This window comes from Streptomyces sp. NPDC042638, from assembly GCF_040647235.1.
In the GTDB taxonomy this organism is placed as follows: domain Bacteria; phylum Actinomycetota; class Actinomycetes; order Streptomycetales; family Streptomycetaceae; genus Streptomyces; species Streptomyces rameus.
On record NZ_JBEZBT010000033.1, the window covers coordinates 3,840 to 17,091 of the forward strand.

12 protein-coding genes and 1 pseudogene are annotated in these 13,252 nt (G+C 72.3%); 10 read left to right on the forward strand and 3 right to left on the reverse strand.

Annotated elements, in window-relative coordinates:
• A pseudogene (locus AB0B40_RS24355) lies at nt 1-576 on the forward strand (hypothetical protein); the annotation flags it as partial.
• A gap of 155 nt (nt 577-731) precedes the next feature.
• On the opposite strand, the gene AB0B40_RS24360 reads toward AB0B40_RS24355, so the two are convergent.
• Both AB0B40_RS24360 and AB0B40_RS24365 read right to left on the reverse strand, forming a co-directional pair.
• Nucleotides 732-1,496, reverse strand: coding sequence for a hypothetical protein (locus AB0B40_RS24360; protein ID WP_345057153.1), 765 nt, complete (start codon nt 1,494-1,496; stop codon nt 732-734).
• 31 nt (nt 1,497-1,527) lie between these two features.
• Nucleotides 1,528-1,656, reverse strand: coding sequence for a hypothetical protein (locus AB0B40_RS24365; RefSeq protein WP_362265552.1), 129 nt, complete (start codon nt 1,654-1,656; stop codon nt 1,528-1,530).
• A gap of 10 nt (nt 1,657-1,666) precedes the next feature.
• Here AB0B40_RS24365 and AB0B40_RS24370 point away from each other — a divergent pair, with 10 nt between their 5' ends.
• The 4 genes from AB0B40_RS24370 (at nt 1,667) to AB0B40_RS24385 (ending at nt 6,646) form a co-directional block, all read left to right on the forward strand.
• Entirely contained in the window at nt 1,667-2,020 is a 354-nt protein-coding gene (locus AB0B40_RS24370; RefSeq protein WP_362265554.1) for a hypothetical protein, read from the forward strand.
• Nucleotides 2,021-2,454: 434 nt separating this feature from the next.
• The gene (locus AB0B40_RS24375; RefSeq protein WP_345057149.1) at nt 2,455-3,420 is read left to right on the forward strand and encodes an SCO0930 family lipoprotein; all 966 of its coding nucleotides are present in this window, start codon (nt 2,455-2,457) and stop codon (nt 3,418-3,420) included.
• A gap of 272 nt (nt 3,421-3,692) precedes the next feature.
• Nucleotides 3,693-4,505 carry an SAM-dependent methyltransferase gene (locus AB0B40_RS24380; RefSeq protein WP_345057147.1) on the forward strand — a complete coding sequence of 271 codons (813 nt, stop codon included), beginning with the start codon at nt 3,693-3,695 and terminating at the stop codon, nt 4,503-4,505.
• Nucleotides 4,502-6,646 carry an EAL domain-containing protein gene (locus AB0B40_RS24385; protein ID WP_345057145.1) on the forward strand — a complete coding sequence of 715 codons (2,145 nt, stop codon included), beginning with the start codon at nt 4,502-4,504 and terminating at the stop codon, nt 6,644-6,646. The genes AB0B40_RS24380 and AB0B40_RS24385 overlap by 4 nt, the downstream gene beginning before the upstream one ends.
• A 103-nt stretch (nt 6,647-6,749) precedes the next feature.
• On the opposite strand, the gene AB0B40_RS24390 is transcribed toward AB0B40_RS24385, so the two are convergent.
• Nucleotides 6,750-7,634: a LysR family transcriptional regulator gene (locus AB0B40_RS24390; protein ID WP_345057143.1), complete on the reverse strand. Its 885-nt coding sequence runs from the start codon at nt 7,632-7,634 to the stop codon at nt 6,750-6,752.
• Nucleotides 7,635-7,754: 120 nt separating this feature from the next.
• Between AB0B40_RS24390 and AB0B40_RS24395 the strand changes: the two genes are divergently transcribed.
• From AB0B40_RS24395 to AB0B40_RS24415, 5 genes are all read left to right on the forward strand, one after another.
• Nucleotides 7,755-8,426, forward strand: coding sequence for a succinate dehydrogenase (locus tag AB0B40_RS24395; protein WP_345057141.1), 672 nt, complete (start codon nt 7,755-7,757; stop codon nt 8,424-8,426).
• Between the two features lie 2 nt (nt 8,427-8,428).
• Nucleotides 8,429-10,375: a fumarate reductase/succinate dehydrogenase flavoprotein subunit gene (locus tag AB0B40_RS24400; RefSeq protein ID WP_345057139.1), complete on the forward strand. Its 1,947-nt coding sequence runs from the start codon at nt 8,429-8,431 to the stop codon at nt 10,373-10,375.
• Entirely contained in the window at nt 10,372-11,121 is a 750-nt protein-coding gene (locus AB0B40_RS24405) for a succinate dehydrogenase/fumarate reductase iron-sulfur subunit (protein ID WP_345057137.1), read from the forward strand. The genes AB0B40_RS24400 and AB0B40_RS24405 overlap by 4 nt, the downstream gene beginning before the upstream one ends.
• 281 nt (nt 11,122-11,402) lie before the next feature.
• Nucleotides 11,403-12,173: a GNAT family N-acyltransferase gene (locus AB0B40_RS24410; protein ID WP_345057135.1), complete on the forward strand. Its 771-nt coding sequence runs from the start codon at nt 11,403-11,405 to the stop codon at nt 12,171-12,173.
• A complete protein-coding gene (locus AB0B40_RS24415) occupies nt 12,173-13,096 on the forward strand; it encodes a lysophospholipid acyltransferase family protein (RefSeq protein WP_362265558.1) in 924 nt (307 codons plus the stop codon). Before AB0B40_RS24410 ends, AB0B40_RS24415 begins: the two co-directional genes overlap by 1 nt.
• Nucleotides 13,097-13,252 lie beyond the last annotated feature (156 nt).

A 13,252-nucleotide genomic window follows, 5' to 3' on the forward strand; every position in this document is an offset into this window, starting at 1 on the left:
AACGAGGGGTTCGGCAACGGCCGCGGGAACGAGGGGTTCGGCAACGGCCGCGGGAACGAGGGGTTCGGCAACGGCCGCGGGAACGACGGCGGCCGGAGGAACGAGGGCTTCGGCAACGGCCGGGGCGGCGAGGGCGGCCATGGGGAAGGAGGGGAAGGCTTCGGAGGCCACGACGACGACTTCAACTCGCGCGACATCTTCGTCACGCCCGACGTCCTGTCCGCCGGAGGCCGCCTCACCGTCATCGTGAACGGCTGCCGATCCGGCACGGCCAGTTCCGACGCCTTCGGCACCATCCCGCTGGAGCCGTGGCGCGACGACACCGCCCGTGGTGTCGCCACCGTCGACCGGGACGCCCGCCACGGCCGGTACGCCGTCACCGTCCGCTGTGACGGCCGTACCCTGACCCGCCGGGACGCCTTCACCGTGCTCGGCGGTGTCAACGGCGGTATCGGCGGCAGCAGGACCAGCGGTGCCACGCCCACCGACATGGCCATCGGCAGCGGCCTGGTGGCCGTGGCGGTGATCGGTGGCGGCGCCTTCTGGCTGCGCCGCCGGCACGAGAAGCGCGTCTGAGCCCCCGGCCGGCCCCCGAGCCCACCGGATCCGTCCCCGGCACCGGACCCACGCACGTCGACAGGCCTTCGCCCCGGTTCCTCGCGGAAGCGGGGGCGAAGGCCTGTTATGACGGCCGTGCCGGCCGGGTGGGCTGTCCGCCGAAGTCCGGCCGTTTATCCCGTGATGCCCGGGAAGATGCTGAGGAACGGATCGGCCGTGACCGCGATGCCCCGGCTGTAGGGGGCGTCGAAGTCCCAGATCAGGAACAGCATGAACGCGATGGTCGCCGAGAACAGACCGGCCAGGATCAGTTCCCGCCGGGTGCGCCGGATCTGCAGGGCGAACACCATGCCGATGGTGATCAGCGCGCCGGTGAGCAGTCCCCACCACACGACCGGCGGCATGGTGGCGCCGGTGGAGTCGGCGCGTGAGTTGCGCGCCTGGTCGGCGGCGGCCAACTGGTCCAGCAGCGGCTGGTAGGCCTGCGCCTCGAAGTCGTTCCTCGGCCGGTAGTCGGTGACGTCCGCCCGGACCTGCTGCAGCAGCTCGCCGCCGCGGCCCGTGACCTGCCCGTCGTCCGCCATCCGCCGCCACTCGGTGTGGACGACGTAGCTGACGTAGGCGTCCACGTCCCCGCGGATGCGGTCGCGGACGTCCGGTGGGTAGACCCGGACCCGCTCCGAGATCTCGTGCAGCGCCTGGGCCTCGGACTGCACGTAGTCCTGGGCGGCGTTGCGGGCCTCCCACACGCCCGCGATGGCCAGACCGAGGACGATGGCGTAGATGACGCCGATCCACATCGTCATGTACTCGATGACGTCCGGCGTTTCGCTGGGATCCTCGTCCTCGGATGCCGTCCGGTGCCGCACCGTCGTGATGACGACCACGACGGCACAGGCCCCCAGCATCGCGAGGACGAGAACAAGCCAATCCGACAACTGGTGCCTCCAGAAGTGAGGAGCCGGCGCGTCAGCGCGGGCGCAGCGCCGCGACGGCGACGATCGCGGGGACGGTGATGAGCAGGACGTAGGTGACGGGCGTGGTGCGGCCGTGCTTGGTGTGGCTGATGGCGTGGGGGTGGTACGCCGGGTAGCTCACCGGCGTCACGGTGGGCCGGGGGGCGGGCCTGGGCGTCGGCTTCGGCGCGGGTTTCGGCGGCGGCGTCGGGGTGGGCGTGGGTGCCGGCCGGGGCGGCGGAGGCGGTGGGGGCGCCGGAGCGGGCCGGGCGGGCGGCTTCGGCGGGGGCGGCGGCTTCGGGGCGGGTTTCGGCGGCGGCTTCGGATGTTTCGTGGGCGGCGGTGGCGGCTTGGGCGGAGGCGTCGGCTCGGGCGGGGGAGTGGGCGTCGGCGTGGGCGTCGGCGTCGGCGTCGGCGTCGGCGTCGGCGTCGGCTCGGGCGGACACGGTGGCGGGGTCGGGCTCGGACAGGGCGGGGGCGGCGGCCACTGGTGGCCGCCGGCGTAGGCCACCGCCACCGTGCCGTCCGGGCCCGTGGAGGCGTACGCGCAGGCGTCGGCCGACGCGCTGCCGGCCGGACAGCCCACCAGAGCCCAGGTCAGCGTCGCCAGGGCCAACGCCCTCGCCGCAGGCGCGCATCGGGTCACTTCGGGTCCATGCACGACGCAGATCATGAGGCGCTGAGCGCCGCCGCACGCCCCGGTGAGCCGAGATTGCTCCGAAAGAGGGAGATGAGGTGATCGATGGTTTGACGAGGGAAAGAGCCCGCATCGGCGCGATTCCTCCAGATGCCCGTGCCATGGACGGCCGGCACGGAGTACGGGACCCGGAAAGAAAAAACCGGCCGCCGTTGAACACGGCGACCCCCGCGGTGCGTACCCATGGCCGTGCGGCGGCGCAGCAGGGCGCTGCAATATCCGGGCGACAATGTGGAGTTGACGATGAAGACCTCGTGGCGGACCGCCTCACTGGTGGCCACAGCGGCCTCGGTGCTGGCGCTGACGACGGCGTGCGGTCAGGACAACGCCGCCACTCCCGCGTCGGCGGCCCAGAACGTCGGAGCCACGGCCGTGGCCGGGGACTACGGCGCCCCGGGCAGCGGGACCGCGGCCGGCGCGGGCAACGGATACGGCGCGGACGGCAACCAGAGCTCCGCCTCCCCGGCCCCGGTCACCCCCGCGGGCAAGCTCTCCGTGGCGAGCAATCCCGACCTGGGCAACGTGCTGACCGACGGCTCCGGCCTCACCCTCTACCGGTTCGACAAGGACACCGCCAACCCGCCCAAGTCGAACTGCGACGGCGACTGCGCGACCACCTGGCCGCCGGTTCCCGCCGACGACGCCACCGCCGGTGCCGGCATCGACAAGGCGCTGCTCGGCGAGGTCACCCGCGCCGACGGCTCCAAGCAGCTGACCGTCGGCGGCTGGCCGGCCTACCGGTACGCCAAGGACGTCAACGCCGGAGACGTCAACGGCCAGGGCGTGGGCGGGAAGTGGTTCGCGCTCGCCCCCACCGGCAAGAAGGCCAAGCTGTCCGACCTGCCCGGCCTGTCCGTCCACAAGGACCCCAAGCTCGGCGACATCGTCGTGGACAAGAACGGCATGACGGTCTACCGCTTCCTGAAGGACCAGGCCTGGCCCAAGTCCGTCTCCAACTGCACCGGCGCCTGCCTGGAGAAGTGGCCGGCCGTCGGCCCGGTCAGCGCCGACGACACCGAAGGCGTGAAGAAGAAGGGCCTCATGCCCTTCACCCGGTCCGACGGAGCCAAGCAGATGACCGTCAACTGCTGGCCCATCTACACCTTTTCCGGGGACAAGGCCCCGGGCGACACCAACGGTCAGGGCGTGGGCGGCACGTGGTACGCCGTCTCGCCCGACGGCAAGCCGGTCGGCGCGCCGGGCAAGTAGATCACCTCCCCAGGGCCGATCGCCCCGCCCGGCCCGGCGCGCCACCGAAGATCCGCCCCCTCCGTACCGCACGGAGGGGGCGGATCGTTGTGTGCGGTGGGATCCGCGGGGCCGCGCGGTCGTCACACAGCGGGGTCGTGCGGGCACTTGCCGCAGGCAGTGACCGGGAACGGATGGTCAATTTCCGGTTCAGGTCGCCCCTTTGGGCGGCGATCAGTAGCCTCAGCTCGAACACCGGATCGCCTACACCTGTCCACGCCTTGGAGAGATACATGGAGCGTCCCGCCTGGGCCCCACGCAGCATCGACATCTCGGTGCCGAGCGTCTCGCGGATCTACGACTACTACCTGGGCGGTTCGCACAACTTCGAGGTCGACCGGGAAGCGGCCCGCAAGGTCATGGAGTTCCTGCCGGGCCTGCCGAAGACCATGCAGGCCAACCGGGCGTTCATGCGCCGGGCCGTACGGTTCGCGGCCGGGGAGGGCATCACCCAGTTCCTCGACATCGGCTCCGGCATCCCGACGTTCGGCAACGTCCACGAGGTGGCCCGGGCGGCCGTACCGGACGCTCGTGTGGTCTACGTCGACCACGACCCGGTGGCCGTCGCCCACAGCCAGGCGGTGCTGGAGGGAATCGAGGGCACGGACGCGGTCGCCGCCGACCTCCGCAAGCCCCAGGAGATCCTCGCCAGCCCGGAGCTGGAGCGGCTGATCGACCTGAATCGGCCAGTGGCCCTCCTGCTCGTTGCCATACTGCACTTCGTGGAAGACGCGGACGACCCGTACGGTGCGGTGGCCGAGCTGCGCGAGGCGCTCGCGCCCGGCAGCCTGCTGATCCTCACCCATGCCTCGTACGAGGGAATCCCGCTGCCCGCCGAGCGGGCCGAGGGTGCGGTGGACGTGTACAAGGACATTCGCAACCCGCTGATCATGCGCTCGCGCGAGGAGATCGCGCGGTTCTTCGAGGGGTACGACATGGTGGAACCCGGACTGGTGCAGATGCCGCACTGGCGCCCGGATTCGGCGCCGGAGGACGAGGATCCCTACGCCTTCTCCGGATTCGCCGGCGTGGGGCGTACGGCGTGATCGCGGAGCCGGACGGCCCGGAGGGAAGACTGCGCCGGCTGACGACGATCTGGAGCCGGGCGCTGTTCCCGGTGACCTCGACGTCGCTGACCCGTGCCGAGTTCGAGGACCGACTGCTGCCGCTCGCCGGCCGGCTGAGCGAGCTGCTGCGCGCACGCAGCTTCGACGCGGAGGCGGCGAAGGCGGTCGGCGCCGCTCTGGTCGGGGCCCACTGCACCGACCCCGAGGCACTGACCCGCACCCTGGACTGCGTCGACGCCTATCTCGTCCTGTACTGCGGCGAGGACGGCGCCCAGGACGAACTGCGCATGCGCTCCTCGCGGTTGCAGCACGCGATGGCCGCCGGCTACGCCCAGGCGCTGCGCGAGCGCACCCTCGTGGAGCAGGAGGCCATCGCCCAGGCCGCCCTGGAGGCGCAGGGCGTGGTCGCCCAGGCGCTGCACGCGAGCGAGGCCCGCTTCCGCGCGGTGTTCGAGGGCGCCGCCATAGGGATCGGCATCGCCGACCTCGACGGCAACGTCCTCCAGGTCAACGAGGCGCTGCTGCGCATGTTCGGCCTCACCGAGCACTCCCTGCGCGGCCGGCGCGTCCAGGACTGGGTGCACCCCGAGGACGCCCCGCAGACCTGGCGGCTCTACGACGAACTCGTGCGCGGCGAGCGCGAGCACTACCACGTGGAGAAGGCCTTCAACCGCCCCGACGGCACGGTCCTGTGGACCAACCTGACGGTCTCCCTGCTGCGCGACGCCGACGGCATCCCGCAGTACCAGCTCGCGCTCATGGAGGACACCACCGAGCGCCGGCTGCTCAACCTCCGGCTGCGCTACGAGGCCACCCACGACGCCCTCACCGGCCTGCCCAACCGCACGCTGTTCTTCGAGCGGCTGGAGAAGGCGCTGAACGCGGGCGACGGGCACCGCTTCGGCCTGTGCTATCTGGACCTGGACGGCTTCAAGACGGTCAACGACAGCCTCGGCCACGCGGCCGGCGACCGGCTGCTGGTGGAGGTCGCCGACCGGCTGCAGTCCTGCGCGACCGCGCCGGGCGAGATGGTCGCCCGGCTCGGCGGCGACGAGTTCGTCGCCCTCACCACCGGCCCCGGCACACAGCGCGAGGTCGACGAGCTGGCCGAGCGCATCATGAGCGCGCTCGTCACTCCCATCAGCATCGACGGCCGTGACCTCCTGGTCCGCGGCAGCCTCGGCATCGTCGAGGGGCCGGCCGGTGAACGTACCGCCGCGGAGGTGCTGCGCAGCGCCGACATCACCATGTACCGGGCGAAGTCGGCGGGCGGCAACCGCTTCGAGCTCGCCGACCCCGAGGCCGACGCCCGCGCCATCACCCGGCACGGACTGACCACGGCCCTGCCGACCGCCCTGGAGCGCGGTGAGTTCTTCATCGAGTACCAGCCCCTGGTCCACCTCGGCGACGGCAGCGTGCGCGGCGCCGAGGCCCTGGTGCGCTGGCTGCACCCGCAGCACGGTGTCCTCGGCCCGGACCGCTTCATCCCGCTCGCCGAGCACACCGGCCTGATCGTCCCGCTCGGCCGCTGGGTGCTGGAGGAGTCGATCCGCCAGGCCCGCGCCTGGCGGGAACGGCACGGTGACGAGAGTGCCGCCGGCCCCCTGCGCATCAACGTCAACCTCTCGCCCTGCCAGCTCAGTCACCCCGGGCTGGTCCAGGACACGGTGGACATCCTCGAACGCGCGGGTGTCACCCCGGACGCGCTGTGCCTGGAGGTCACCGAGTCCGCGCTCATCGGCGCCGACGACGACCTGCTCAAACCCCTGCGCCGGCTGGCGGAGATGGGCGTAGACATCGCCCTGGACGACTTCGGCACCGGCTACTCCAACCTGGCCAACCTGCGCCGCCTGCCGGTGAGCGTGCTCAAACTCGACCGTTCCTTCACCCAGGGCATGCAGCAGTTCCCGGCCGACCCCGTCGACCTGAAGATCGTGGAGGGAATCGTCTCCCTGGCCCACAGCCTCGACCTCGCCGTCACGGTCGAGGGCGTGGAAACCGGCGCCCAGGCCGAACAGCTGCGGGTACTGGGCTGCGACACGGCCCAGGGCTGGTACTACGCCCGCCCGGGCCCCCCGGAGCGGCTCCACGACCTGGCACTGGTGGACGCGACGGGGTGACGTCCCCGGCAGGGGCGCGGGGAACCGCGCGAGCCACCACACGCGACCCGCGCCCCCGAGCGGCCCCCACCACCCACGGCGCCGTCGGGCACGGCCCCCTCCCTCACCGCTCCAGCAGCATCCGCTGAAGCTCCCGCGCGGCCCGCGGCGGAGCCACGTCACTGCGGTGCGCCAGCGCGATGGTCCGGTGCAGGCCCGGTCTGGCCAGCGGGGTGACCCGCAGCCCCCGCCCCGCCCGGGTGGCCACCATCCGCGGCACGACGGCGACCCCGAGCCCGGCCCGAGCGAGCCCCAGGACCGCGTCCATCTCGCCGCCCTCCACGGCGAACTCCGGCTCGAACCCGGCGGACCGGCACGCGGCGACGGTCAGCTCGCGCAGGTCGTACCCGTGCCGGAACATCACCAGCCGTTCGCCCTCCAGGTCGCCGATCTCCACGGCCCGGCCGCCCCGCCCGGGCACCGGCGACTCCGGTGAGGACACCACCACCAGGTCCTCCCGCAGCAGCTCCACGGTCGTCAGCGCGGGCGCCGGCGTCGGCAGCGGCAGCACGATCAGCGCCAGGTCGAGCGCACCCCGGGCCAGCTCCCGCACCAGGTCGTGCGAGCCGCCCTCCTCGATCAGCAGCTGGATGCCGGGATAGCGGTCGTGGAAGGCGCGCAGCACATCCGGCAGCAGTCCCGTGCACAGACTCGGCGTCGCCCCCAGCCGCACCCGCCCCCGCCGCAGCTGGACCAGCTCCTGCACCTCGTGCCGGGCGGTGTCCGCGTCGGCCAGGATGCGCCGCGCAAGCGGCAGCAGCGCCTCGCCGGCGTCGGTGAGCGTGATGTTGCCCCGGGCACGCAGGAAGAGATCCGCGCCCAGTTCCCGCTCCAGCGCCTTGATCTGCTGCGACAGCGACGGCTGGGCGACATGGACCAGCTCGGCGGCCCGGGTGAAGTGCCGGGTCTCGGCGACGGCCACGAAGTACTGGAGCTGCTGGAACTGCACACCACCAGGATAGCTCCAGGCTATGGAAACAAGCTGGACCATGTCTTGGACCGATCGGGGTCCCCGGCTCTAGCGTGCTGTTCCATGGCTCTGGCAACGCGGACGGACCGACGGCCGTCCATGGCACGCACCGTGTGGGACAGCTCCGTCGGCAAGAAGACGGTCATGGCCGTCAGCGGCGTGATCATGCTGCTGTACCTGGTCGCGCACGTCATCGGCAACCTGAAGATCTTCTTCGGCGCGGGCGAGTTCAACCACTACGCGCACTGGCTGCGCACGGTCGGCGAACCCTTCATGCACTACGAGTGGACGCTCTGGCTCGTCCGGATCGTCCTCGTCGCCGCCGTGGTCGCCCACGCGACGTCCGCCTTCCAGCTCAGCCGCCGCGACATCAGGGCGCGTCCCAGCGGTTACGTGCACAAGAAGCCGAGGGCGAGCTACGCGACCCGCACCATGCGCTGGGGCGGGATCATCCTCGGGCTGTTCATCGTCTGGCACATCCTGGACCTGACCACCGGCACCGTGCACTCCGGCGGCTTCCAGGAGGGGCACCCGTACCAGAACGTGGTGGACACCTTCTCCACCTGGTACGGCAACGTCGTCTACATCGTCGCGATGCTCGCGCTCGGCCTGCACATCCGGCACGGCTTCTGGAGCGCCGCCCAGACCCTCGGCGTCGGCAGCCGCACCCGCGACCGCGCCCTGAAGACCATCGCGAACGTCCTCGCGCTGCTGCTCACGGCCGGCTTCGTCGCCGTACCCGTGGGCGTCATGACCGGAGTGGTGAGCTGACCATGACGTACACCGACTACACGACCGGCGCGCCGGTCACCGACCCCAAGGCGCCCTCCGGCCCGATCAACGAGCGCTGGGACAAGCGCCGTTTCGAGGCCAAGCTGGTCAACCCGGCCAACCGGCGCAAGCACACGGTGATCGTCGTGGGCACAGGCCTCGCGGGCGGCTCCGCCGGCGCCACCCTCGCCGAACAGGGCTACCACGTCGTGCAGTTCTGCTACCAGGACTCCCCGCGCCGCGCCCACTCCATCGCCGCGCAGGGGGGCATCAACGCGGCGAAGAACTACCGCAACGACGGCGACTCGGTCCACCGGCTGTTCTACGACACCGTCAAGGGCGGCGACTTCCGCGCCCGCGAGTCCAACGTGCACCGGCTCGCGCAGATCTCCGTCGAGATCATCGACCAGTGCGTGGCCCAGGGCGTGCCCTTCGCCCGCGAGTACGGCGGCCTGCTGGACACCCGCTCCTTCGGCGGCGTCCAGGTCTCCCGCACCTTCTACGCCCGCGGCCAGACCGGCCAGCAGCTCCTGCTGGGCGCCTACCAGGCGCTGTCCCGGCAGATCGCCGCCGGGAACGTGGAGCTGCACCCGCGCACCGAGATGCTCGACCTCATCGTGGTCGACGGCCGGGCCCGCGGCATCGTCGCGCGGGACCTGGTCACCGGGCGGATCGACACCTACTTCGCGGACGCCGTCGTCCTCGCCTCCGGCGGCTACGGCAACGTCTTCTACCTGTCGACCAACGCCATGAACTCCAACGCCACCGCCGTCTGGCGGGCGCACCGGCGCGGCGCCTACTTCGCCAACCCCTGCTTCACGCAGATCCACCCCACCTGCATCCCGCGCACCGGCGACCACCAGTCCAAGCTGACGCTGATGAGCGAGTCGCTGCGCAACGACGGCCGGATCTGGGTGCCCAGGGCCAAGGGCGACACCCGACCGCCGAACCAGATCCCCGAGGACGAGCGCGACTACTACCTGGAGCGCATCTACCCCTCCTTCGGCAACCTGGTCCCGCGGGACATCGCCTCCCGCGCCGCGAAGAACGTCTGCGACGAGGGCAGGGGAGTGGGCCCCGGCGGCCAGGGCGTCTACCTGGACTTCGCGGATGCGATCCGGCGGATGGGCCGCAAGGCCGTCGAGGCCAAGTACGGCAACCTCTTCGACATGTACCAGCGGATCACCGACGAGGATCCGTACGAGGTGCCGATGCGGATCTACCCGGCCGTGCACTACACGATGGGCGGCCTGTGGGTCGACTACGACCTCCAGACCACCGTCCCCGGGCTGTTCGCGATCGGTGAGGCCAACTTCTCCGACCACGGCGCCAACCGGCTCGGCGCCTCCGCGCTGATGCAGGGTCTGGCCGACGGCTACTTCGTGCTGCCGGCCACCATCAACGACTACCTGGCCCGCAACCCGCACCAGGAGCCGGTCACCGGCGAACACCCGGCCGTCCAGGAGGTGCTGGCCGACACCGAGGACCGGCTCAACCTGCTGCTGGCGGTCGACGGCGACCGCACCCCGGACTCCTTCCACCGCGAACTGGGTGAACTGATGTGGGAGTTCTGCGGGATGGCACGCTCCGAAACCGGGCTGCGCAAGGCCCTGGAGCGCATCCCGCAGATCCGCGAGGAGTTCTGGCGCCGGATCAAGGTGCCCGGCACGGGGGAGGAGTTCAACCAGTCCCTGGAGAAGGCCAACCGCATCGTCGACTATCTGGAGCTGGCCGAGCTGATGTGCCTCGACGCCCTGCACCGCGACGAGTCCTGCGGCGGCCACTTCCGCGAGGAGTCCCAGACCCCGGACGGCGAGGCGGCCCGCAAGGACGACGCGTTCGCCTACGCGGCGGCCTGGGAGTTCACCGGCACCGGCGAGGCGCCCGTCCTGCACAAGGAAGACCTGGTCTTCGAGTACGTCCACCCCACCCAGCGGAGCTACGCATGAAGCTCACCCTGCGCGTCTGGCGGCAGAAGAACGCCGACGCCGAAGGAGCGATGTCCACCTACCAGGTGGACGACATCTCGCCCGACATGTCCTTCCTGGAGATGCTGGACGTCCTCAACGAACAGCTCATCCTCTCCGGCGAGGAGCCGGTCGCCTTCGACCACGACTGCCGCGAGGGCATCTGCGGCGCGTGCTCGCTGGTCATCAACGGCGACGCGCACGGGCCGGAGCGCACCACCACCTGCCAGCTGCACATGCGGTCCTTCCGGGACGGCGACACGATCGACATCGAGCCGTGGCGGGCCTCCGCGTTCCCGGTGATCAAGGACCTGGTGGTGGACCGGTCGGCGTTCGACCGGATCATCCAGGCCGGCGGCTACATCACCGCCCCGACAGGGTCCGCGCCGGAGGCCCACGCCACGCCGGTGCCGAAGGCCGACGCCGACTTCGCATTCGAGCACGCCGAGTGCATCGGGTGCGGGGCGTGCGTGGCCGCTTGCCCCAACGGTGCGGCGATGCTGTTCACCTCCGCGAAGGTCAACCATCTCAACGTGCTGCCGCAGGGAGCGCCCGAGCGGGAGACGCGGGTGCTGGACATGGTGACGCAGATGGACGCGGAGGGCTTCGGCGGCTGCACGCTGACCGGTGAGTGCGCGACCGCCTGCCCGAAGGGCATCCCGCTGGTGTCGATCACCAGCATGAACAAGGAGTGGCTGCGGGCTGCCCGGAAGGCGGGGAAGCGGTAGCCGCGACAGTCGGAAGACGTTCGCCTGACGGAGGCGGGCGGGCGGGGCCGGGAGTGGTGCTCATCCCCGGCCCCGTCTGGTTCTCCGGGCCCCTGTACGCTCCCCGCCGGGGAGTGATCAAGCGCGGCCGGCCCGCCTGATCCCGTCGTTCACCACCCCCACATCCCCTCTCCTGGCACCGGTCACGCACCGGCCAACCGGCATCGGAAGAACTGGAGCGGCGGGCCGTACGCACCGGGTCCGCCGCCCTCGCCGAACCGGCCCGTGACCAGGAGAGAGCCATGACCGGCGTTTCCACCCTCGACCGTCCACCGCAGCCCGCGGCACCCCCTCGCTACACCGTCACCCTCGCCCGTGACGAGGCCGACGTGCGGGCCGCGCAGCGGCTGCGGCACGACGTCTTCGCCGGGGAGATGGGAGCCTTGCTGGCCTCCGCCGAGCCGGGGCACGACATCGACGCCTTCGACGCGTACTGCGACCACCTCCTCGTGCGTGACACGGTGACCGGGCAGGTCGTCGGCACCTACCGGCTGCTCCCGCCGGAGCGGGCCGCGGTCGCCGGGCGCCTCTACTCCGACGGCGAGTTCGACCTCGCCGCGCTCGACGCGATACGGCCCGCACTGGTCGAGGTCGGCCGCTCCTGCGTCCACCCCGACCACCGCGACGGCGCGGTCATCGGCCTGATCTGGGCCGGCATAGCCCGCTACATGACCGACCGCGGCCACGAGTGGCTGGCGGGCTGCTGCTCGGTGCCGCTGGCCGACGGCGGCGCCCTCGCCGCCGGCACCTGGGAGCGGGTCCGCGCCAAGCACCTCGCGCCCGAGGAGTTCCGGGTCCGGCCGCTGCTGCCGTGGACGGCGCCCACCGAGGTCCCGGCCGGCCGCACCGAGCTTCCGGCCCTGCTGCGCGGCTACCTCCGGCTCGGCGCCTGGGTCTGCGGCGAGCCCGCGCACGACCCCGACTTCGGCGTCGCCGACCTGTACGTGCTGCTGTCGATGCGCCGGGTCAACCAGCGCTATCTGCGGCACTTCCTCTCGCTCGTCCCGGCCTGATGAGCGTCTGGCTGCCCACCGCGCCCTGCACCCCGGGCGCGTGCGTGGATCCTGCCCGGGCCGCCGCGGCCGTACCCCGGGCCGTGCTGCGGCTGACCGTGGTCACGGCCCTGGTGCTCGCCGGGGTCGTGCTGGTCCCACTCGGCGGGCGGATCCCCGCCGAGTGGGTCAGGCGGTGGTGCCGGATGATCGTCCGGGCCATCGGGGTCCGGGTCCGCCTCACCGGCGACGCGGTACCGGCCGGCGGGCTGCTCCTGGTCGCCAACCACGTGTCGTGGCTCGACATCCCGCTGCTCGCCGCCGTACGCCCCGGCCGCATGCTCGCCAAGACCGAGGTGCGGCAGTGGCCCGTGGCGGGCGCGCTGGCCGCGCGCGGCGGGGCCCTGTTCATCGAACGGGACCGGCTGCGCGCCCTGCCCGGCACGGTCGACCGGATCGCCGGTGCCCTGCGCGGGGGCGCGGCCGTGACCGCCTTTCCCGAGGGCAGCACCTGGTGCGGGCGCGCCCACGGCCGGTTCCGGCGGGCCGTCTTCCAGGCCGCGCTCGACGCGGGTGTGCCCGTCCAGCCGGTCAGCCTGCGCTACCGGCAGCAGCACGGCGGGCCCGGCACCGCGGCGGCCTTCGTCGGCGAGGACAGCCTGCTGGCCTCGCTGTGGCGGGTGGCCCGGGCCCGCGGTCTGGTCGCCGAGGTGGAGCTCCGGCCGGTGATCCCGCCGGGCGCCCACCCCGACCGCCGCGGCCTGGCCCATGCGGCCCAGCCGGCCGCCCCCGAGCCGGCCTGGACCCACGCGGCCCTGGTGGCGAGCGCGCTGCGGGGCCCGCGGGAGGCGAGCGCGCCGGAGGGCCCGCACGACCGGCCCGGCCGGCCGCGCACAGACGTGCACGGAGGCCGTGCGCAGGTCCTTCAGCTCCCGGCGCGCTGACCCGGCGCGGCGCCGAGCCGGACCACCCGGCCCGGCCGGAGGCCCGGGACCCGGTGCGCCTCGCCGCCGGGCGGCCCTGGCGTGCTCACTGGTGGGCCGTTCGACGCTCAGGGCATGACCCGCGCCAGGTACGGAGCCGTGGCGCTGCCGGCCGCT